Source organism: Phocaeicola acetigenes, from assembly GCF_027529745.1.
Taxonomy (GTDB): domain Bacteria; phylum Bacteroidota; class Bacteroidia; order Bacteroidales; family Bacteroidaceae; genus Phocaeicola; species Phocaeicola acetigenes.
This window is the reverse complement of sequence record NZ_JAPZVM010000005.1, coordinates 157,265-179,314: the sequence shown is the minus strand read 5'-3', so window position 1 is coordinate 179,314 and position 22,050 is coordinate 157,265. Positions and strand designations below refer to the sequence as shown.

17 protein-coding genes are annotated in these 22,050 nt (G+C 43.4%); 10 read left to right on the top strand and 7 right to left on the bottom strand.

Annotated features, from left to right (window positions below):
* Positions 1-67: 67 nt before the first annotated feature.
* Positions 68-3,427, bottom strand: coding sequence for a transcription-repair coupling factor (gene mfd / locus O6P32_RS08310; protein WP_269877889.1), 3,360 nt, complete (start codon positions 3,425-3,427; stop codon positions 68-70).
* 73 nt (positions 3,428-3,500) lie between these two features.
* Between mfd and O6P32_RS08305 the strand changes: the two genes are divergently transcribed.
* From O6P32_RS08305 to O6P32_RS08295, 3 genes are read left to right on the top strand one after another with little or no spacing between them, the layout of a single operon-like run.
* The gene (locus tag O6P32_RS08305; protein WP_269877888.1) at positions 3,501-5,681 is read left to right on the top strand and encodes a tetratricopeptide repeat protein; all 2,181 of its coding nucleotides are present in this window, start codon (positions 3,501-3,503) and stop codon (positions 5,679-5,681) included.
* A 22-nt stretch (positions 5,682-5,703) separates the two neighbouring features.
* Positions 5,704-6,366 (top strand): uracil-DNA glycosylase, encoded by a 663-nt coding sequence (gene ung / locus O6P32_RS08300; RefSeq protein ID WP_269877887.1) that lies wholly within the window; start codon positions 5,704-5,706, stop codon positions 6,364-6,366.
* Positions 6,367-6,389: 23 nt separating this feature from the next.
* The gene (locus tag O6P32_RS08295) at positions 6,390-6,944 is read left to right on the top strand and encodes a pentapeptide repeat-containing protein (protein WP_269877884.1); all 555 of its coding nucleotides are present in this window, start codon (positions 6,390-6,392) and stop codon (positions 6,942-6,944) included.
* Positions 6,945-7,006: 62 nt separating this feature from the next.
* Here O6P32_RS08295 and O6P32_RS08290 read toward each other — a convergent pair whose 3' ends face one another.
* Complete coding sequence (locus tag O6P32_RS08290; protein ID WP_269877883.1) at positions 7,007-7,489, bottom strand: hypothetical protein; 483 nt, start codon at positions 7,487-7,489, stop codon at positions 7,007-7,009.
* A 578-nt stretch (positions 7,490-8,067) separates the two neighbouring features.
* A complete protein-coding gene (locus tag O6P32_RS08285) occupies positions 8,068-9,621 on the bottom strand; it encodes an alpha-galactosidase D (RefSeq protein ID WP_269877895.1) in 1,554 nt (517 codons plus the stop codon).
* A 144-nt stretch (positions 9,622-9,765) separates the two neighbouring features.
* On the opposite strand from O6P32_RS08285, the gene O6P32_RS08280 reads away from it, so the two are divergent.
* From O6P32_RS08280 to O6P32_RS08260, 5 genes are read left to right on the top strand one after another with little or no spacing between them, the layout of a single operon-like run.
* Complete coding sequence (locus O6P32_RS08280) at positions 9,766-10,515, top strand: polyprenol monophosphomannose synthase (RefSeq protein WP_269877882.1); 750 nt, start codon at positions 9,766-9,768, stop codon at positions 10,513-10,515.
* Entirely contained in the window at positions 10,515-11,855 is a 1,341-nt protein-coding gene (locus O6P32_RS08275; RefSeq protein WP_269877880.1) for a dihydroorotase, read from the top strand. Before O6P32_RS08280 ends, O6P32_RS08275 begins: the two co-directional genes overlap by 1 nt.
* Positions 11,856-11,868: 13 nt before the next feature.
* Entirely contained in the window at positions 11,869-12,774 is a 906-nt protein-coding gene (locus tag O6P32_RS08270) for a vitamin B12 dependent-methionine synthase activation domain-containing protein (protein ID WP_269877879.1), read from the top strand.
* Positions 12,775-12,793: 19 nt separating this feature from the next.
* Entirely contained in the window at positions 12,794-13,945 is a 1,152-nt protein-coding gene (locus O6P32_RS08265; RefSeq protein ID WP_269877878.1) for a metallophosphoesterase, read from the top strand.
* A 25-nt stretch (positions 13,946-13,970) separates the two neighbouring features.
* Entirely contained in the window at positions 13,971-14,723 is a 753-nt protein-coding gene (locus O6P32_RS08260; RefSeq protein WP_269877877.1) for a lysophospholipid acyltransferase family protein, read from the top strand.
* A gap of 120 nt (positions 14,724-14,843) precedes the next feature.
* Here the strand turns inward: O6P32_RS08260 and O6P32_RS08255 are convergent, their stop codons facing one another.
* Complete coding sequence (locus tag O6P32_RS08255) at positions 14,844-15,806, bottom strand: YitT family protein (RefSeq protein WP_269877876.1); 963 nt, start codon at positions 15,804-15,806, stop codon at positions 14,844-14,846.
* Between the two features lie 301 nt (positions 15,807-16,107).
* Between O6P32_RS08255 and O6P32_RS08250 the strand changes: the two genes are divergently transcribed.
* Positions 16,108-16,545: an Hsp20/alpha crystallin family protein gene (locus O6P32_RS08250; protein WP_269877875.1), complete on the top strand. Its 438-nt coding sequence runs from the start codon at positions 16,108-16,110 to the stop codon at positions 16,543-16,545.
* A 94-nt stretch (positions 16,546-16,639) separates the two neighbouring features.
* A complete protein-coding gene (locus O6P32_RS08245; protein ID WP_269877874.1) occupies positions 16,640-17,548 on the top strand; it encodes a J domain-containing protein in 909 nt (302 codons plus the stop codon).
* 205 nt (positions 17,549-17,753) lie between these two features.
* On the opposite strand, the gene O6P32_RS08240 is transcribed toward O6P32_RS08245, so the two are convergent.
* The 3 genes from O6P32_RS08240 to O6P32_RS08230 form a co-directional block, all read right to left on the bottom strand.
* On the bottom strand, positions 17,754-19,328 hold the full coding sequence (locus O6P32_RS08240; protein WP_269877872.1) for a sulfatase family protein: 1,575 nt from the start codon (positions 19,326-19,328) through the stop codon (positions 17,754-17,756).
* A 30-nt stretch (positions 19,329-19,358) separates the two neighbouring features.
* Positions 19,359-20,876: a sulfatase-like hydrolase/transferase gene (locus tag O6P32_RS08235; RefSeq protein WP_408636057.1), complete on the bottom strand. Its 1,518-nt coding sequence runs from the start codon at positions 20,874-20,876 to the stop codon at positions 19,359-19,361.
* Between the two features lie 158 nt (positions 20,877-21,034).
* A complete protein-coding gene (locus O6P32_RS08230; protein ID WP_269877869.1) occupies positions 21,035-21,931 on the bottom strand; it encodes a glycoside hydrolase family 25 protein in 897 nt (298 codons plus the stop codon).
* Positions 21,932-22,050 lie beyond the last annotated feature (119 nt).

The window sequence follows — 22,050 nt, the reverse complement described above, 5'->3', positions numbered from 1 at the left end:
ATAATTTCATTTTTCAGCCTGCTCTACTTTTTTAAGTAAAGCAGGCTGATTTCTTCTGAAATTTATTCTACAGACTGATGATTTCCTGCAAGATTCGTACAGCCGAAACAACATCCCCAATTTCTTTAATCACCATACTGCGTTTTCCATTCTGTTCACGCAAGTTGCAGTTACGAGGATATTTAGACATATAGTCGATAATCTTTCCAAATGCCATACTCTGGTAATAAGGACTTTCCAGATTACTTACAAAGTATAGTGTCATGCGTCCGGCTTTCAAAATAACCTTTTCTATTCCCAAACGTTTTGCCAGTCGCCGGAGTGGAACAATACGAATGAGTTCTTCTCCTTCTGGTGGAATCTTTCCAAAACGGTCTACAAGACGAGCCTTAAAGGCTTCTACATCCCTGTCAAGTTCCAGTTTGTCGAGCTCTCTATACAGCAACATTCTCTCACTGCTACTCGGAATATACTCATTCGGGAACAGCAATTCCAAGTCACTTTCTACCGTGCACTCGTCTACAAACTCTTCACCGCTGATTTTCTCCTCTCCAGCCTTGATTTCTTCTGCGTATAAGTCGGCAAACTCTTCATTCTTCAATTCAGTCACAGCCTCCGACAAAATCTTCTGATAAGTTTCATATCCCAAATCGGCAATAAATCCACTCTGCTCTGCACCCAACATGTTTCCAGCTCCACGGATATCAAGGTCTTGCATGGCAATATGAATTCCACTACCCAAATCGCTGAAATTCTCTATCGCCTGGAGTCTGCGTTTGGCCTCAGGAGTCAGTGAAGACAAAGGAGGTGCCAACAGATAACAGAATGCTTTCTTGTTGCTCCGCCCTACACGACCACGCATCTGATGCAAATCACTCAATCCAAAATTCTGTGCCTGATTAATGATAATGGTATTGGCATTGGGGATATCAATACCACTTTCTATAATAGTAGTTGCCAGCAACACATCGAAATCGTAATTTACAAAACCAAATATAATTTTTTCCAACTCTTCAGGCTGCATCTGTCCATGGCCAATACATACACGACAATCCGGAATATTACGCTGAATCATCGCCTTCAGTTCAGCCAGATTCTGAATACGGTTATTCACAAAGAACACCTGCCCGTTTCGGCTCATTTCAAAGTTGATAGCTTCCGTGATTATCTCCTCATTAAATGTATGAACCTCAGTCTGGATAGGATAACGGTTGGGAGGCGGAGTCTGAATCACTGACAAATCGCGAGCCCCCATCAGTGAAAACTGAAGAGTACGGGGAATAGGAGTTGCCGTCATAGTCAGTGTATCCACATTTACTTTTATCTGACGGAGCTTCTCTTTTACACTTACTCCAAACTTCTGCTCCTCATCGATAATCAGTAATCCCAAATCCTTGAATTTTACAGTCTTTCCAATTATCTTATGCGTACCGATTAAGATATTAATATCTCCATTTTCCAGTTCTTTCAAGATACGGCTGGTATCTTTCGCCGTACGTGCACGACTCAGATAATCGACCTTACAAGGCAATCCTTCCAAACGCTTTTTGAAGGTTTGGAAATGTTGATAAGCCAAAACCGTAGTTGGTACCAGCACGGCCACCTGTTTGTTATCGGCTACAGCCTTAAAAGCCGCACGCACTGCAACTTCAGTCTTACCGAAACCTACATCCCCACAAACAAGGCGGTCCATCGGACGGTCGCTTTCCATATCCGCTTTTACCTCCTGAGTTGCTTTCAACTGGTCAGGAGTATCTTCATATAAAAAGCTGGCTTCCAACTCATGTTGCAGGAAACTGTCCGGGCTATATTTAAATCCTTTTTCCTGTCTGCGTTTCGAATATAACTTAATCAAATCGCGGGCAATATCCTTGATTTTGGTCTTGGTACGGTCTTTTATTTTCTCCCATGCTCCTGTACCCAACTTACTGATACGGGGTTGCTCTCCTTCTTTACCTTTGTATTTGGAGATCTTATGCAACGAATGAATCGATACAAACACCACATCATCGTTCTGATAAATCAGCTTGATAACCTCTTGTGTCGTATTACCATTGGGAATACGTACCAATCCGGCAAACTTACCGATTCCATGGTCTATATGTACGACATAATCTCCCGGCTCAAACTGATTCAGTTCTTTCAGTGACAAAGCGACTTTTCCGCTACGTGCCTTATCACTGCGAAGATTATACTTATGAAAGCGGTCAAAAATCTGATGATCAGTAAAGATGCAACATTTTAGAGTATGGTCTACAAAACCTTCATGCAAAGTACGGTCTACCGGTTCAAAACTGATACGGTCTCCCCTTTCTTTAAAAATATCTCGCAAACGGTCTGTTTGCTTCATACTGTCCGAACAGATATAAAGCTTGTAATTACGCTGCAAATATTCCGTCAGCACAGAAGCCACCATATCAAAATTCTTATGAAAAATAGGTTGAATAGAAGTGTTAAATTCCAAAGTAGCCTGTGGTGTACCAGTAGGCTTATGCCCGAAATCCACTCGCTTAAACTCCAATGCCTTTACAGTAAACTCCGATCCATCCACTAGTTTCTTTTCCAGATTCATCAGTTCGGTCTGCTCTCCCTCGTAGGACGTTAGTGCCTGTGGGGAAAGAGCCTCATCACGCACCGTCTGGATACGTTCGCGAAGCCATAGAAAATCTTTTATAAAAAGTACCGTCTGACGTGGGATAAAGTCGAGGAAACAAATATCGCTTCCCGAAGCAGAAGCCAGTTCCGGCACAATACTTACGGTTGTTTTCTTTTCTGTAGACAACTGGGTTTCGACCTCAAATGTACGGATACTGTCTATTTCATCGCCAAAAAAGTCGATTCGATAAGGAAGTTCCGATGCAAACGAATAAACATCAAGAATACTTCCTCGCGTAGCAAACTGTCCCGGCTCGTACACATAATCTACATGTTCAAAGCCATACTCTACCAGCAGAGCCGTAATCTTATCAGTCTCGATGTGCTGTTCCACATCCAGTTTCAGCGTACGGTCGCTGAGATACTGGCACGATACCACTTTTTCCGCCAACGCATCCGGATAGGTCACGACAACCAAAGATTCCTGCTTTCCCAATCGGCTTAGCACCTCGGTTCTCAGAATCTCATTCGCCGCATCTTTCTGTCCGTACTTGATGGCACGCCGATACGAAGAAGGAAAAAACAAAATCTGCTCATCACCGTTTACCTGTACCAAATCATGATAAAAATACCCAGCCTCTTCTACATCATTTAAAATAAAGACATAGATACCAGGAGCCTTATCAAAGATTCCCGAAGCAAACAGAGAAGCACAAGAGGCGTGCATCCCCTTCAGATAAATAGTACGAATATCTTTATTGTCAAGTAATGACGTCAACCCTGCTACATTAGGGTGAGAAGCATAAATACGTTGAAGTTCCGCTATATTCATTGTTCCTTTTATAGATGTCGGCAAAATTACAAAAATATTGCTACATTTGCATCTACCTAATCAGACAATCAATATGTACAACGATATTATTCAATTTCTTGACGAACACCGGCTGAAAGAAGCCTTAACCCAACTACATGCTCTCACCTCAGAAGCCGAAGACTGGCAATTGCAATCGAAAGCAGAAAATCTGCAAACCACTTACGGATATATGTTGCAATACGCAGCACAGGGCATGCAAGACCCGGAACAGGGCAAGCTTTACGAACAGTTGCGACGGGCTGCATACGAACTGGCCGATCAGACAGAATTAGTACGAAAGACTCTGAAAGGAAACGGATATTTTGCAAATGCATTTCGCAATGCCCGTCGAAATCCGCATCCATCCTACAAAAACATCTGCATTCAACTGGAAGGAATCACTGAAGATTTTGGCATGGCAGAATTGAACTACATGCAAGATGAAAAACAATTGCAAGCAGCCCAACTCGACATCGCTACCCGACATGCAAATAGTACAGATACCCTGTTCTCCAAGGCATGGGTTTCTCTGCTTTGGGAAGAAAATGATTTCAACGAAGCCAATGAATTGATGCAGTCGCTTTTAGTACCAGTTCTCGATCTGGCTGTTATGATTAGTGGTGTAACCTTGAGCTTGCTTCAGTTGTTCGATCCCAAGAAGTTCCAATTCCTTCTCCAAACATACCAATCTCGTTCCGAACATCTCATTTCACAACGTGCTTTAATTGGTATAGCTCTTGTAGCCTACTATCAGGAAAAACGACTGGCTCTTTATCCTGAACTACAGGCAGCTCTTTCTCTTTTAAGTGACGATACTAAAGTTATAGAACAACTTACCACCATCCAGATTCTGTTCCTTCTTTCCCGTGAAACAGAAAAGATTGACAAAAAGATGAGAGAAGAAATCATCCCTAAGATGATGCGTAATACAAAAATGCAAAGTCCTGACTTCAAAATCGAAGACATTGAAGACCTGGAAGACAAGAATCCGGAGTGGGAAGAAGATTTAAATCAAGTACAAAAGAGTATACAAGAATTGGGTGAGTTACAAATGGAAGGAGCCGATACTTATATGGGAACTTTCGCCCAACTAAAGAGTTTCCCATTCTTCCGACAGATTGCTCATTGGTTTTATCCATTCGACCGACAAGTTCCGGATATCATCGCTTTGTTCAACTCAAACAAGATAGCAGAAAAATCAATGATCAATATCCTGCTCCAGTCGCCCATATTCTGCAACTCAGACAAATACTCTTTTTGTCTGGCTACTGTTGCCATGCCTGAATCTCAACTTCAAATGTTAGGTTCAGAATTACCCAAACACGATGATTTGGTATATGGAGACTTCGACAAACTGAACGCTAAAATCCAGAAAGCCGATAATACCGATACCAGCAGCCGACAATATATACACGACTTATATCGTTTCTACAAACTTTGGATGTACCGCAACGAACAGACTGATATCTTCAAAAACAAATTGGCTTTATGGAATTGTCAGGCACTCGCCCCACTTCTCCAGCAACAGGATACACTGAAGAAAATAGCCGGGCATCTGTTCTCCAAAGATTATATGGAAGAAGCAGCAGAACTTTATGAGAAACTAATCCGTACCGAACCGGATAATGCAGATTTATGGCAAAGACTGGGCTTTTCTTTACAGAAACAGAAGAAATATGCAGAAGCTGTCAAAGCTTATATGCAAGCCGATATACTTCGCCCGGACCATATTTGGACACTCAAGCATTTGGCACAATGCCATAAACGTATGCATGCGTACGAACAGGCACTGGAATACTTCAGAAAGGTAGAAGAGATGCAACCCGATAATCTCAATCTGCTGTTACAGATCGGACAATGTCTGGCAACTCTTCGTCTGTACGACAAAGCTCTGTCTTATTTCTTCAAAGTAGAATATCTGGAAAAAGCTCCGGAAAATGCACAACGAGCTATCGGATGGTGCTATTTCATGACTGGAGAATACGAAAAAGCATTGAATTTCTACCAAAAGCTGCTTCATTCAGCTTCCCCACAAACAAATGACTATCTGAATGCAGGACATGTATACACAGCCTTGCAGAACATTCCACAAGCTATCGAATGTTACCGAAAAGCCGAAAAACAATGTTCTACCCATGAGGAGTTTATCAAATTGTATTTGGCCGACAAGGAAGCACTGATTGAACAGCATATTCCGACAGAAACTATTTACCTGATGCCTGATTTGCTATAAAGCAATCTTTATAACTTGAACGATGAAGATAGCAATCGAAGAAAGCTGGGAAAAAGCCTTGCACGAAGAATTTGACAAGGCTTATTTTATCAATCTTATTTCTTTTGTAGAAGAAGAATACAGCAAATTCCACATCCTTCCCCAAAAGGAAGATCTGTTTAATGCATTTAATCATTGCCCGTTCGAGAACGTAAAGGTCGTTATTTTAGGACAAGACCCTTATCCCACTCCAGGACAAGCTTGTGGACTAGCTTTCTCCGTTCCTTCTATAACTCCCCAACCGCCCTCTTTAAGAAACATCTTTAAAGAGCTGGAAAAGGATTTAAACAAAACGGCTCCAGTATCTGGCTGTTTGGATAAATGGGCCAATCAAGGTGTTTTTCTCCTAAACTCTATTTTAACTGTTCGTAGCGGCCACCCCCAATCACATCGTAAAAAGGGTTGGGAAACATTTACCGATGCCACCATTAAAAAGCTGAGCGAACAAAGAGAACATTTAGTTTTTATGCTGTGGGGTAAATATGCCCAATCAAAAGCAAAATTGATAGACAAGCATACACATTTGATATTAACCGCTTCTCATCCCTCTCCTCGTTCTGCTCACCGTAGTTTTTTTGGATGCAGACATTTCAGTCAGACCAATGAGTATCTGAAAAGTCATCATCTGGCTGAGATTGATTGGTAACTTTAATATAATTTTCTTTTACAATGACAGAAAAACAGTTATTCGAACAGGTTCGATTTGACGAGGTAATGCTCGATACGGAATACAGCCAATGTACATTCCATGCATGCGACTTCTCTAAAACGAATCTTCAACGCAGCAGTTTTGATACATGTCGCTTTGAATCGTGCGACTTTAGTCTCACTAAGTTTGGACACGTGTTAAGAGATGTAGTATTCACAGACTGCCGCATGACTGGAGCCGAATTTACAGAATTAAACAAGTTTTCCAACGGACTGGTATTTGAGAAGAGCATGCTGAATTATGCCAACTTTGTGGGTATCAAGATACATAAAACCGTCTTTCGCGACTGCCTTCTACACGAAGCCTACTTCGACGACAGCGACCTGACCGCTTCATGCTTCGATCTGTGCGATTTGACTCGTGCTTCTTTTCATCGCACCAATCTGGAAAAGGTAGATTTCTTCTCATCTTTTCACTTCACCATTGATCCTACCCAATGTAAACTGAAAAAGACTATCTTTCCGGAAAGCGAATTAAGAGGATTGGTAGCTCATCTGAATATCATTATTAAATAATGAATCAGATTTCCTTTTCCATCATAATTACCGAAAAAAATCTATCATAGAGAATGCTCCTGCTAACTTATTCCATTTACCTGCATATCAAATAGTTCTTTTGTTGATATATTTATTTTGATACTCCAGTGGTTACTTCCACCGTCAAAAATAGATATTATATCTTCCGACAATTCGTTTTTATCTATTTCAATACCTTTACTTAAGTAAATATGAATGATAATTTTACCGTCTTCCGTTATATATCCAATATACTGACGTACATATTTTTTTAGTGTATTTTTATTAATAGGTGGTTTACAATGCGCTCTCTGATTGGATTTCACATAATCACTTCCGATACTGTCTTTCAAAATCTTTTCTGCTTGCGCAACATCCTCTAAACATGGTGTATAGCGGTTTGGTTCGGGTGGAAATCCCAGAACCGAATACTCTTTTGGAAATATATAACCCTTATATCCTTTTCCTTTCACATAAGCCACTTCCTGCGAGTAGATGTAACTGCATATAAATAAAGCTGTTACAATTACAAATATCTTTTTCATTGTCATAATGGTAATTAATTAGTAAAATCGCAGAACTACCACCCATATGATACATATACCCAGTACAAGTTCAACTATCATCTCCCAATAAAGGTCTGTAATTTAAAAATAATCATAATTTTCAAAAGCTCCGCATACTACTATCATTTTAAATGTATTATTTACGATTATTTATCCAATAATAAAACAATGGGATAACTATTATTTCAGCCAACACAGCAGGAAGAAAAATAAAATAAGACATTACATCAGTCTCGAAGTTCCATATTGCAAAAATAAAAAAAGACAATATGATGGTAATAAGATTATGTAAGATACAATATACAATTCTTTTTTGTTTCTTTCTTGGCTTCAATAAGTAATACAACAATACATCACTCACAATAAAGACAAAAGAACCTAAGAAACAAACTAATATAATTATATCAACAATTGTTTTCATAATTTATACCCTAAATACAGGAGAATTTCTGCCGCCATTCGGTAGCTTACCGACTGCCATACATAAAAATAATATAACCGCCTATCAAGGGTCGGACAACCCTCTGATAGGCGGCACAAGAGTCGTCCTACTCTGATTATTTACCAATACGACACAATGTAAAGCAGTCGATGTCCGGTGCCCAGCAGTACGCACTACCCATACGTACTACATTATATCCCGCATTCAGTGTTACAGGAAGGGTGATTCGGGAAATCCCTTTCTCCGTATCAGTTTCCAAATCAGTCAGTAAGGTCTTCTTTCCGTTTACTTCTACTTCCAGTTTACGATATTTTCCAGGCACATAAGAAACAGTCATTTCGTATTGTCCCCCCCTTTCACTATACACCTCACTCCATTCGGCATAATTTTCCGTACTACCTCCCACGTAGCTCACCGTCATACCCTCCGAAGCACCTTCTACCGGAGTATAAGCTACAGTTTTAGGATGCTTGGCCAAATCGTTAAAGCAAGGCAGATAAGCCCATTCAGCCTCATATACAGTAGGCTCAAGACGTGTTTCACCTTCTACCCGCAAAATCTTCACACTATGTGCCGGCAAAGTATAGACCAGTGCCCCTTTCAGTGTTCCTTCCGAACGGCGCTTCACCAAATCTCGTACTTTCAACTTCCCTCCTAATTCGAGAACCGAAGCAGGCACCGAAAAATGACACAACGTATCCGAAGGATTATAAAGCGCCACCGCACGCGCTGTTCCCCGCTTTTGTTCAATGTCTTTTACCAGTACATATCCATTCCCCTCATGCTGAACCACATAGGCTTGCAGGCCCAGCGGATCTTGATTCAAGGCGATAAGTTCCTTATTTTTCAGAAGTTCTAATGATGCTGCCGGAATAGTAGTCATGTCACACCCTATCAGCAATGGAGAACTCATGATACACCACATCCCGAAATGCACCTCTTCTTCTTCAGGCTTCAACCCACGCCCTATCTCCAGCATGTCCATATCGTTGTAATGTCCTCCTCCCGCATAAGCAGAAAGATACAGATTCTTACGTATAATATCGCGTACCGACCACCAGTTTGGAGTAATATCCGAACTGATACGCCATGAGCGGGCTATCTCTTTCACCCAGGTACCCGGATAAGCCCAACGGCAAATATTAACCGATACTTTGTGGCGGGCCACTTCTTCAATGGCCTTACAGATTTCTGTATAACGCTTCTGCTCTTCCAGTGCCAACTCCTGTCCGGCTCCGCAATAATCAATCTTGATAAAGTCGAATTCCCATTCATTGAACATCAGATCCGCATCCTGACGCTCGTGTCCATAAAGTCCTACATTGATACCGTTCACATCATTGTCCCAGATAGAGCCACAGGTATTACTACCGGCATCCGAATAGGTCCCTGCCTTGAAGCCCAGCGAATGAATATAATCCACTATACCTTTCATTCCATTGGGAAAACGCTGCGGATGTGTATGCAAGCGTCCCGTTTCATCGCGATAGCCAAAGAAGCCATCATCTATATTGATAAAACGGTAACCCACTTCCTTCAGTCCCGAAGCAGCCATGGCATCGGCCTGTTTACGTATAAGTTCCTCGTTAATATTGACACGATATGTATTCCACGAACTCCATCCCATAAGCGGAGTCTCTACCTGTTGTGCTTGAACAAGAACCGGCATAAAAGCCAGTCCTATCCCACAAACTGCCCGACAGCAACTGCTGATAAGTCTTATTTTTTTCATAGTATTACTCTTTCTTCCGGCAAATATACGACTATATCTGTTTTATCGCTATATTTGTCCCTATAAAATAAAAAACAGAAGATGGCAACAAGCGACAGTATAGTAATTATTCCTACTTACAACGAAAAGGAAAACATTGAGAACATCATCCGTGCAGTGTTCGGACTGGAAAAAGTATTTCACATTCTGATTATAGAAGACAACTCACCGGACGGAACCGCCGATATTGTCCGCCGTCTGCAAAAAGAATTTCCCGAACGTCTGTTCATGGTAGAGCGTAAAGGCAAACAAGGTTTGGGCACCGCATATATTGCCGGATTCAAATGGGCTATTGCACACGATTATGCATACATTTTCGAAATGGATGCTGATTTCAGTCATAACCCCAACGACCTGCCGCGTTTGTACAAGGCTTGCCACGACGAAGGTGGTGATGTAGCCATCGGCTCCCGCTATGTGAGTGGAGTGAATGTGGTAAACTGGCCGATGGGCCGTGTGCTGATGTCGTACTTTGCCTCAAAATATGTACGCATCGTCACAGGTATTCCCATTCACGATACCACTGCAGGATTCAAATGCTACCGTCGCGAAGTGCTTGAAACAATTCCATTGGACAAGATACGCTTTAAAGGCTATGCCTTCCAGATTGAGATGAAGTTTACTGCCTACAAGTGCGGATTTAAAATTATCGAAGTACCAGTGATCTTCATCAATCGCGAGTTAGGTACATCCAAGATGAACAGCAGCATTTTCGGAGAAGCCGTATTCGGTGTCATCCGCCTGAAATGGAACAGTTGGTTTAAGAAATATCCTCAAAAGAAAAATTCATAATGAAACGTACCCTCATACATCACGCCATTATTGTAAACGAAGGCAAGAAGTTTGCCGGTTCTGTAGTAATAGAAGGAGAACAGATAGCCGAAGTAATTGCAGGTGATGCACGTCCTGCACAGGCCTGCGACGAAGAAATCGACGCCAAAGGCTGTTACCTGATACCGGGTGTCATAGACGACCATGTACACTTTCGCGATCCGGGCCTGACGCATAAGGCAGATATGTCGACCGAAACAGCGGCAGCAGCGGCCGGAGGCGTCACCTCGTTTATGGATATGCCCAACTGCAACCCACAGACAACTACGCTGGAAGCCTTGAATGCCAAGTTTGCCGATGCCGCTCACAAGTGTATCGTAAACTACTCTTTCTACTTTGGGGCAACCAACAACAATGCCGACCAGTTGTCTCAGTTGGATAAGACGCATGTATGTGGAGTGAAGCTGTTCATGGGAGCCAGTACAGGAAATATGCTGGTAGACCGCATGGAGTCGCTGCGAAAGATTTTCTCCGAAGCAGGTATGCTGATTGCGACTCATTGTGAAGACCAGAATATCATCCGCCAGAACACGGAATATTATAAAGAGAAATACGGTGAAGATCTCGATATTACTTATCACCCGCTGATTCGCAGTGAAGAAGCCTGCTATCATTCTTCTGCACTGGCCGTACAATTGGCCAAGGAAACAAATGCACGCTTACATATTCTGCACATCAGTACTGCCAGAGAACTGGAACTTTTCGAAGACAAACCGATTGCAGAAAAACGCATCACAGCCGAAGCCTGCGTATCGCACCTGTTCTTCTGCGATGAAGACTACAAAACATTGGGAGCACGCATCAAATGCAATCCCAGCATCAAAACTGCACACGACCGTGATGCACTCCGCCAGGCATTGACAACCAACCGTATCGATGTCATCGGCACCGACCATGCCCCACATCTGCTCCGTGAAAAAGAAGGAGGAGCCTTGAAAGCTGTATCCGGTATGCCTACATTACAGTTCTCATTGGTCAGCATCTTCGAACTGGTACATCAAGGTGTACTCACTGTAGAACAACTGGTACAAAAGATGTGTCATGCCCCAGCCGAACTGTATCAGATAGCCGGACGTGGATACATCCGCCCTGGTTATAAGGCCGATCTGGTACTAGTCAATCCGGAAAGTGAATGGACAGTAACCCCGGAGTGTATCCTTAGCAAATGTGCATGGAGCCCGATGGAAGGACAATGTTTCCATGCACAGGTAGAGAAAACATTCGTCAACGGTACTGTTGTATACGAGAATGGAAAAGTAAATACAGCACACCGTGGACAAGCATTGACGTTCGACCGATAAGCCATCATAATTTATGCAGACAGATATCACTGTAGTAACATACGATATTCACGACCTTACCGAATACATCAACTGGATTTATTTTTTCCATGCATGGGGATTCCAGCCACGCTTTGCAGCTATTGCTGATATCCACGGATGTGACTCCTGCCGTGCCGGATGGCTGGCTTCTTTTCCCGAGAATGAACGTGCCAAGGCTGCAGAAGCCATGCAACTGCATAAGGAAGCCAACCGAATGCTGAATGCAGTAGACGGACGTTTCAAGGTATATGCGGTATATCGTCTGATGGATGCCAATGCCGACGGTGACAATCTGCTCCTGAATGGTACACGCTTCCCGTTGCTGCGCCAGCAGACACGCATTAAGCCGGAAGACCCGTTCCTGTGTCTGAGCGATTTTGTACGCCCGCTTGCATCGGGTATCACTGATACAGTGGGAGGATTTGCCACAACCATAGACGAGTGCATGGAAGAGGAGTTCAAGGAAGACGACTACAAGCATCTTCTTATCAAGACACTGGGCGAACGACTGGCAGAAGCAGCAGCCGAAAAGATACACGAAACCATACGCAAAGAAGTTTGGGGATATGCCAAAGACGAACAACTTACCATGAAACAATTGCTCAACGAAGACTATCAGGGTATCCGTCCGGCAGTGGGTTATCCCTCACTTCCCGATATATCCGTCAGCTATCTGCTTGATGAATTGATTGACATGAAACGAATTGGTATTCGTCTTACGGAAAACGGTATGATGCAACCGCACGCTTCGGTATGCGGACTGATGTTTGCACATCCGGCCTCCCGTTATTTTGCCGTGGGGAAAATTGACGAAGACCAACTGGCAGACTATGCAAAACGGAGAAATATTCCCATCGGACAAATCAGAAAATATCTGACCGCAAACCTACAATATTAACCTTGTATAAAGACCAAACATGATACTGCTAAGAGTTACCATATTCTTCCTTTTGTTACTGCTTCTGCCAGACTGGTACATTTATAAAACATACCTGAAACCGCTTGGCCGTAAAAGCTGGAACCGCTTGTGGTGGACTCCTACTGTTCTGTTGCTGGCAGCTTTAGCGGCATTCCTTATCGGAGGTGAAGCGTTGCACAGTTATCTGGGAATTTATCTGGTAACAGTAATCTGCATCAGTGTACCCAAAGCATTTTTTGCCCTTCTGGCCTGGCCGGTACGATTGCTTCGGAAACGCTTTACAAGCTCTCCCATAGAAATCCCCGGACTTTGCATTCCCAGCTTACTGCTGTTTGGCTATCTGCTGTTTGGTGCCATCAAAGGAAAAGAACATTTCCAGGTAAGGGAGGTTACATTCTCCTCTCCCGATTTGCCTGAAGCATTCGACGGATACCGCGTTCTACAGATTTCCGACTTGCATGTAGGAAGCTGGAAAGGAAATGCGACAGCCATGCAGCGTGCCATCGACTTGTGCAATGCACAACAGGCAGACCTTGCTGTATTTACCGGAGATTTGGTCAACAGCCGTGCCAGTGAAATGGAAGAGTTCATACCGGTTCTTTCCCAACTTCACGCCAAAGATGGCGTGTATTCTGTGTTGGGAAACCATGACTATGCGACCTATGTGAAATGGAACAGTGAAGCAGAACGACTGGCCAATATTGATACCTTGATAGCCAGACAGAACGGAATGGGATGGCAGATGCTGATGAATGAACATGTCAACTTATACCGCGGCAACGACTCGATAGCACTTGTAGGAGTAGAAAACAGTGGTAATCCGCCTTTTCCGAACAAAGGCGATCTGCCCAAAGCAATGAAAGGTACGGAGGGAATGTTCAAGGTACTGCTGAGCCATGATCCGACTCACTGGCGACGCGAGGTACTCCCTAAAACAGATATCCAACTGATGCTTGCCGGACATACACACGATATGCAATTCCGCATTTTCGGCTTTTCGGCTTCCCGTTTCTTCTATCCGGAGCATAACGGGCTATATCGGGAAGGAAACCGGGGATTGTATGTCAACATCGGATTGGGATACGTACTCTTCCCGATGCGCTTGGGAGCCTGGCCCGAAATAACTGTTCTTACGTTACGAAAAAAATAATCATTACATAAAAACATTATCGAATATGAGATTGCTATACATTATCTATCAAATCTGTATCGGACTGCCGATTTTCCTCGTGCTGACCATCCTGACTGCACTGACTACCATGGTGGGCTGCTGGTTAGGAAACGGACACTTCTGGGGATATTATCCCGGTAAAATATGGTCGCAACTGACCTGTTATCTGTTTTTACTTCCGGTAAAAGTAACCGGATGGGAACACATCGACCACAAGACTTCGTATGTATTCGTTGCAAACCATCAGGGAGCATTCGACATCTTTCTGGTGTATGGCTTCCTGAAACGTAACTTCAAGTGGATGATGAAAAAAAGTCTGCGGAAAATACCTTTCGTAGGAAAAGCATGCGAATCGGCCGGATTCATCTTTGTAGACAAATCCAGTCCACGCAAAGTGTACGAAACCATTAAACATGCACAAAGTGTGTTGCAGGGAGGTACTTCGCTGGTAGTATTCCCTGAAGGAGCACGAACCTTTACCGGACATATGGCCGACTTTAAAAAAGGAGCCTTCCAGCTGGCCGACCAGTTACAGCTTCCTGTAGTACCACTGACTATCGACGGTTCGTTCGAAATCCTGCCTCGCACAGGTAAACTGCTTTCCTGGCATCGGATGAAACTCACTATCCATAAACCGATATACCCTATCGGTAAAGGAAACGATAATCTGAAAATGCTGATGGAAGAATCGTACAAGGAAATAGAAAAGGATCTTCCTGAAAAATACAAAGGCAAAGTAAAGAATCCAGATCAATAAACACTGGATTTCCGGATAAAAACAAAGTCGTTAAAGAGAATTGAATGCTGTCGGCATGACATTTACACTCTCTTTAACGACTTTGCTGTTTCAGCAGGTTTCCGTCCCTCTCGCTCCGACTTATTCCGGATCCAATTCGTGAGCCGACGGCAATTGCTTCCATCCCTCTCCAAATGTATCGTACGCATCGGTCACTACCACAAACGCACGCGGATCGGCCTCTTTTATCTTCAATTTCAAACCGGCTACTTCCTTATAACTGACTACCATGAAAATCATCTCCTTATCCTCCCGTGTGTAAAGTCCACTACTTTTGATATAGGTAGCTGTACGGTCCAAGTCCTCCAGAATATACCGGCGAAGCTCTGGCAGATTCTTGTTGCTGATAATAAAAATCAATTTGTCGTTTTTCTCTCCATTAATGACATAAGCGATGACACGTGAAATCACGAATATGGATATCAGTGAGTAAAAAGACAAATGCCACGAAGGCTGGGTAGAATCATTGGCACTTCCTATTCCGAACCCTATGACCAACAACCCGAAACATACTACCGTAGCATCGACCAGCAGAATTGCCCGGGAAAAACGTATGTGGCAATATTTCTGAAGCAACATGCCAACAATATCACTGCCTCCTGTGGTAGCCTGATTGCGGATTACAATCCCCGTACCTATTCCAATTACCGTAGCTCCAATGATACTTGTCAGCATCAGGTGCTCGGACATATTCATTGTGCCACCCAAAAGCTGTGTCGGGTCCAGGCGTTCCAGTGCTTCCTGGGTAGGATAGACAAAACGCGACACAATATTCATCAGCAAAGGAGTAATCAGTGCCGCCGCTATGGTGCGTGTTCCCAGTTTTGCTCCCAGCAAAATAACCGAAAGAATGAGCAAGGGTATATCAAACATATAACCGAACGTACCGACCTGAATGGAAGGAAAGAGGTTGTGCAACACGATACTTGCCCCGTACACACCTCCCGGAACAATATTATAGGGATTAATAAAGAATACAAAACCTGCGGCCAGAATGGTACATCCTAAAAGGATACTTGCCCATGCATAGATTGTCTTTTTCATACTACTATCTTATTTTTATTCAGCAAATATACAAAATTTCAGTTAAACCAGCCTTGTTTCATGCCAAAATGTCGGTCTGTGTCAGTCTTTTTCCGCGTATAACAGTAAACAAAGTTTACAAAAGTTTAATATCTGCCTGCGATAGTTTAAGAAGGTTTTCAAAGGGTTAAATAGCTCCTTTCCCTATCTGACAAAAAGGCTTGCTGGTATACTCTTTGCTTACATGTAAGTGACCGCAGGTTGAAAGACCTACGGGAAGAAAAGATAAAAATAAACAACTTAATTATAGGAGATTACAACTATGATGCCGATTAGAAAGTACAACAATCAGAATTGGTTACCGAGTATTTTTAATGATTTCTTTGACAACGACTGGATGGTAAAAGCCAATGCTACCGCTCCTGCCATTAATGTGATAGAAAGCAATACGGATTACAAGGTAGAAGTAGCAGCTCCAGGTATGACTAAAGAAGATTTCAATATCCATCTCACCGACAATAATGAGTTGGTGATCAGCATGGAGAAGAAGAACGAAACCAAGGAAGAGGATAAAGAAAACAAGAAATACTTGCGGAGAGAATTCTCATACTCCAAATTCGAACAGGCTTTGGTTCTTCCGGACGATGTAGAAAAAGAAAAGATCTCAGCCAACGTCAACGACGGTGTATTGAGCATCGTTTTGCCGAAACAGACAGCCGAAGAAAAAGCAAAAGTAAACAGAGTCATTGAGATTCATTAAACAAATAGTAACCTAACTTTTAATCCTCTTTCCCTCTCTACCCAGACAGGAAAGGGGATTTTTTATTGAATTCATCCGAAAAAACAATATACATATGTCATTCATCGATTATTATAAAGTATTGGGTGTAGACAAAAATGCCACACAGGAGGAAATTAAAAAAGCCTTCCGTAAACTGGCACGTCAATACCATCCGGACCTGAATCCGAACGACGAATCCGCCAAGGATAAGTTCCAGCAAATCAATGAGGCGAATGAGGTATTAAGTGATCCGGAAAAACGAAAGAAATACGATGCTTACGGTGAAAACTGGAAGCATGCAGAAGAATTTGAAGCACAACAGCGCCAGTATCAGGCTCAGCAGGGAAACCGCAGCCAATATTGGTACAGTGGAAATGGAAGCGATTTTACTTCCGGATTCGGAAGGAATGCAAGTGGGTTCTCCGATTTTTTCGAAGAGCTGTTCGGACATGGCGCAGCTCATTTCAGCACTCATCCTATGCAAGGAGAGGACATCCATGCGCACATGCCATTAAGCCTTCGTGAAGCGGCTGTTACTCATAAACAGACTTTCAGTATCAACGGACAAAATATACGTATCACCGTTCCTGCCGGAGTAAAAGACGGACAGACTATCCGCTTGAAAGGATATGGAGAAAAAGGAGCCAACAACGCCCCGAACGGTGATTTGTACATCACGTTCCAGATAGCAGACGATCCGTCATTCCGACGGGAAGGAGATGATTTGTATACCGATGTACAGATAGATCTTTATACAGCCGTACTGGGAGGTGAAGTACTGGTTCACACACTGAACGGACAAGTCAGACTGAAAGTAAAACCGGGTACACAGAACAATACAAAGGTACGGTTACGTCAGCAAGGATTCCCGGTATACAAAGAGAACCGTTGTGGCGACCTGATTGTAAATTACCAGGTTACAATTCCTTCTCAGCTTACCGAAAAACAAAAAGACTTGTTCCGCCAGCTTCAAAACAGCTGACACGACAAGTCCTTTGCTTAAAGTTCTACATATTGCTATACAACCCGTACGATACTGGTTTTCCGGCGCAGCGTAACCTGTATCCTGTTTCATCCGACGACGTCGGCTGTACAATCGGCGGCGTTGACTCTACAATCGACGACAACGATTGTACAGCCGACGTCGCCGATTGTAGTATAATACAGTTTCTATCCCCTTCTATTGATTATTCTTTATCACGGTCTGGCGAAAAGCGGACAGGATCATTATATTGCTCCTGCAACTGAAGCAACTGTTGTTTCAAGTCGGCTACAACGGCTTCGTATTCTTTCTGCCCGTACAGATTATGGAGTTCTTGCGGGTCGTTCTGCAAATCGTACAATTCCCACACATCTATATCATTGTAGAAATGAATCAGTTTGTAACGGTCGGTACGTACACCGTAATGGCGTTTTACCATGTGTTCGGCCGGATATTCGTAGAAGTGATAGTAAAGGGCCTTCCGCCAGTCTTTGGGATGCTCACCCCGAAGCAACGGAAGCATAGACTGCCCGTGAATGTCCGACGGCACTTCTACTCCAGCCAGTTCGAGAAAGGTCGGTGCATAGTCGATGTTCTGTACCAGTTCTGTAACATCACCTCTGCGGTCGAAGCCGGCAGGCAGACGCATAATAAGTGGAGTATGCATGGATTCTTCGTACATAAAACGCTTGTCGAACCAGCCATGCTCACCCATATAGAATCCCTGGTCGGAAGTGTAGACTACCAGTGTATTATCCAACAAACCCTTTTCTTTCAAATAATCGAGCACACGGCCCACGTTCTCGTCAAGCGATTTCACAGTCTTCATATAGTCGCGCATATAACGCTGGAACTTCCATTCTGCAAGTTCTTTTCCCTGCGGATTTTTCTTGTAGAAATCTTCGATTACCGGACCATAGAACTTATCCCATGCCGCACGCTGGGCCTCATCCATACGACCGAGGAATCTTTCGTACATTGTCTTCAGACGGGACTGTTTGTCCGGACGCAGCATCTTGAGGTCGTAAATCATATCCATATCTTTCACAATACTCATTTCCTGGGCTGCAGCAGCCGGACGGCCTTCGTAATCGTCGAAGAAAGTTTCGGGCAGCGGGAAGGTCTTGTCTTCATACAGATTCAGATGACAGGTATCTGCCATCCAGTTGCGGTGAATCGCTTTATGATGGATGAGCAGACAGAAAGGTTTCGACTTGTCGCGTCCGTTTTCCATCCAGTCGATGGCATCATCGGTTATCAGGTTGGTAATATACCCGTGACGATGAACCGTATCGTTGTTTTGTGTAATGAAATCCGGATTGTAATAGTCGCCTTGTCCCGGCACAATCTCCCAATAATTGAAACCGGTAGGAAGACTTTCGAGATGCCATTTACCGACTAAGGCAGTCTGATAACCTGCCTTCTGCAACAGCTTCGGGAAAGTTTGCTGGGCAGAATCGAACACACAGGTCGTATTGTCGTAAAACTTATTGGCACACGAATGTTTGCCGGTAATCATACATGCACGACTCGGACCACTCAGTGAATTGGCTACAAAGCTATTGGTAAAACGGACTCCATCTGCCGCAATACGGTCCAGATTGGGGGTTTCCATATAGCGCGTGTCATAGCAACTCATCATCTGGGCCGTATGATCGTCGGTCATGATGTAAACGATATTATATTTTTTCTGTTCTTCCTGCTTCTGCTGACAGGAAGAAGCTACAGCACTCAACGCAGCAAATCCTGCCACTGAATAAAACAAACTTGTATTCTTCATCTTAAATCATTTATTATAGAAGGTATTTTTTTAATATAAAGGAAGTCCATAGCGTCCGTCTACGATATCTTCCAGCTTTTCACTCATCACTTTCAGTATTTCCGGATACTGAGTCGCCACATTGTGCTTCTCCTGAGGATCTTGCTTCAGATTATACAACTGAGGTTCTTTACTGTTTCCCAGTTCGATGTTTACATTATACTCATACGCTGCACCTCCACCCGGACGGATGTATTTCCACTCTCCGGAAAGTAAAGAAAGATTGTTGGCTGCATTTTGGGTAACCAGTGTTTCACGTCCAATTTTATCCTTGCCTGTCCATGCATCCAGCTGTGGCCGACTGTCGGGAGCTGCACCTTGGGGGATATCCGCTCCAACTACTTTTGCCAAAGTAGCCATCCAGTCTATCTGGCTGACCAAAGCATCGGAAACCTGTCCGGACTTAATCTGAGCCGGCCAGCTCCAGATACAGGGGACACGGGTTCCGGCTTCGTAGGCACTATACTTTCCTCCTCTGTATATTCCTCCCGGCTTATGATTGCCCAACAATTCTACCGCCTGGTCTTTATATCCATCGTCTACTACCGGACCATTGTCGCTCGAAAGAATGACCAAAGTGTTTTCATCCAGTCCCAAACGCTGTAAAGCATCGAGTACCTGCCCTACCGTCCAGTCGAATTCAAGCAGGCAGTCGCCACGAGGCCCCATTCCACTCTTACCGGCAAACTGCTCTCCCGGTACACGGGGAACATGGGCATCTTGTGTAGCCAGATAAAGAAAAAATGGTTTATCTTTCTGCTGTTCGATAAAGCGGATGGCCTTCTCGGTCAAGGTTTCTGCAATTTTCTCGTCTTTCCAAAGTGCTTTCTTTCCCCCTTTCATATAGCCGATACGGGAAATTCCGTTCACAATGGTCATATCGTGCCCGTGCGACGGATGCATACGCAACATTTCAGGGTGTTCTTTTCCGGTAGGTTCACCGGGGAAATTGGCTTCGTAACTGACTTCTATCGGATCCGAAGGGTCCAGATTGTCTACCCGGTCATTTTCTACAAACACACAAGGAACACGGTCGCCTGTAGCAGCCATAATATACGAATAATCGAATCCCAAATCGCGTACACCGGGAGTAAGGGTTTCATTCCAGTTTTGTGTACCTTGCTTATCTCCTAAGCCTAAATGCCATTTACCGACTACTCCGGTCGTATATCCTACACTTTTGAAAAGATCAGCCATCGTATAACGTTCCGGACGGATAATCATACCGGCATTACCGGCAGCAATTCCGGTCCCCTGCCGACGCCACGCATATTCCCCTGTCAGCATGGCATAGCGAGAAGGCGTACTGGTAGCTGCTGCAGCATGCGCATTGGTAAAACGGATACCGTTTGCAGCCAAACGTTCCACATGTGGAGTATGAATAGTAGTCGCTCCGTTACAGCTTAAATCACCGTAACCAATATCATCGGCATAAATAAATACCACATTCGGTCTGTCGGACCCTCGATTGGCTCCATATACATTGGCTACTGTAGCCATAATAGTCATAGGAAGTAAATAAGAATATTTCTTCATAGATTGTTTTTTAAAGTAAAACAAAGAGAATTGTATCACTAAACACAGATAGGGATACAATAATAGCTATCGGAAAATCCGCGCTAAAATACGAATTATTCCCGATAACAAAAGGATGTAGGTCTGTTTATTTATTCTTTCGGAATAGTGAGTTGGAGCAGCTCTTCCATATTTCCATTGAATACATTCAAGTCTACCGATTCATCGATTCCCGGCAATGTTCCCACATCGGTATGCTGCCAGAACTTCCACTGCCCTTTGTATTCCACTGAATCTACATAATAATGGGCTATCCAATATGGATATGAATCGAATATCGAATCGTTGAGATAACGGTTCTTGAACTTATAAGAAGTATAAAGAATAGGCTTTACATGATAATGTTTCTCAATCTTGTCAAGCCATATTTTCAAATCGCGACGTAGCTTGGGAACGTCCTTGCTGCGTGTTTCAATATCAAGAACAGGAGGTAAATCTCCGGGTTCAAGTTTTACCGAACGGATAAAGAAATCGGCCTGACGGGCTGCATCGGTCTTTGGATTATAAAAATGATAAGCACCGCGAATAAAGCCATACTGACGGGCCATATCGAAATTGCGTACGAAAGCTGTATCACTGAAATCGCCTCCTTCGGAAGCTTTCATAAAGACAAAACGAACGGGGAAAGGAGTTTGTTGGGTTTTATGTAATTCTTCCCAATCTATTTTCCCCTGATGATGTGATACATCGAACCCATGTACGCTATATCCTTGAGGCAAACATACACCATAGGCTTTCACACCATAACAAGGTTTCCACCGGTAAGTATAGGGACGAATGAAAAAGTAATAAAAGACAATCACAAACAAAGCAGCAGACACTCCCAGAATCACATACTTCAGCCACAAGGGAATAGAAGAATATTCAGAGTCTTTCTTCTTTTTCCGGTTTCCTGAAGCAGCAGATTTGGAGCGTACAGTCTTTGTGCGCTTTTGTTTCACTGTCTTACGCGTTTTATTTACCACCTGTATGGGCGGTTCTTTCACCATATCGTCTCTTTTTTTACATTTAAAAATGTCATCCCGAACAAGAGGAAATACATCCGGCACGCATCGCATGCCCTGTCTCCCCATGTTCAGAATGACATTACTTATTTATTTCGCTATCA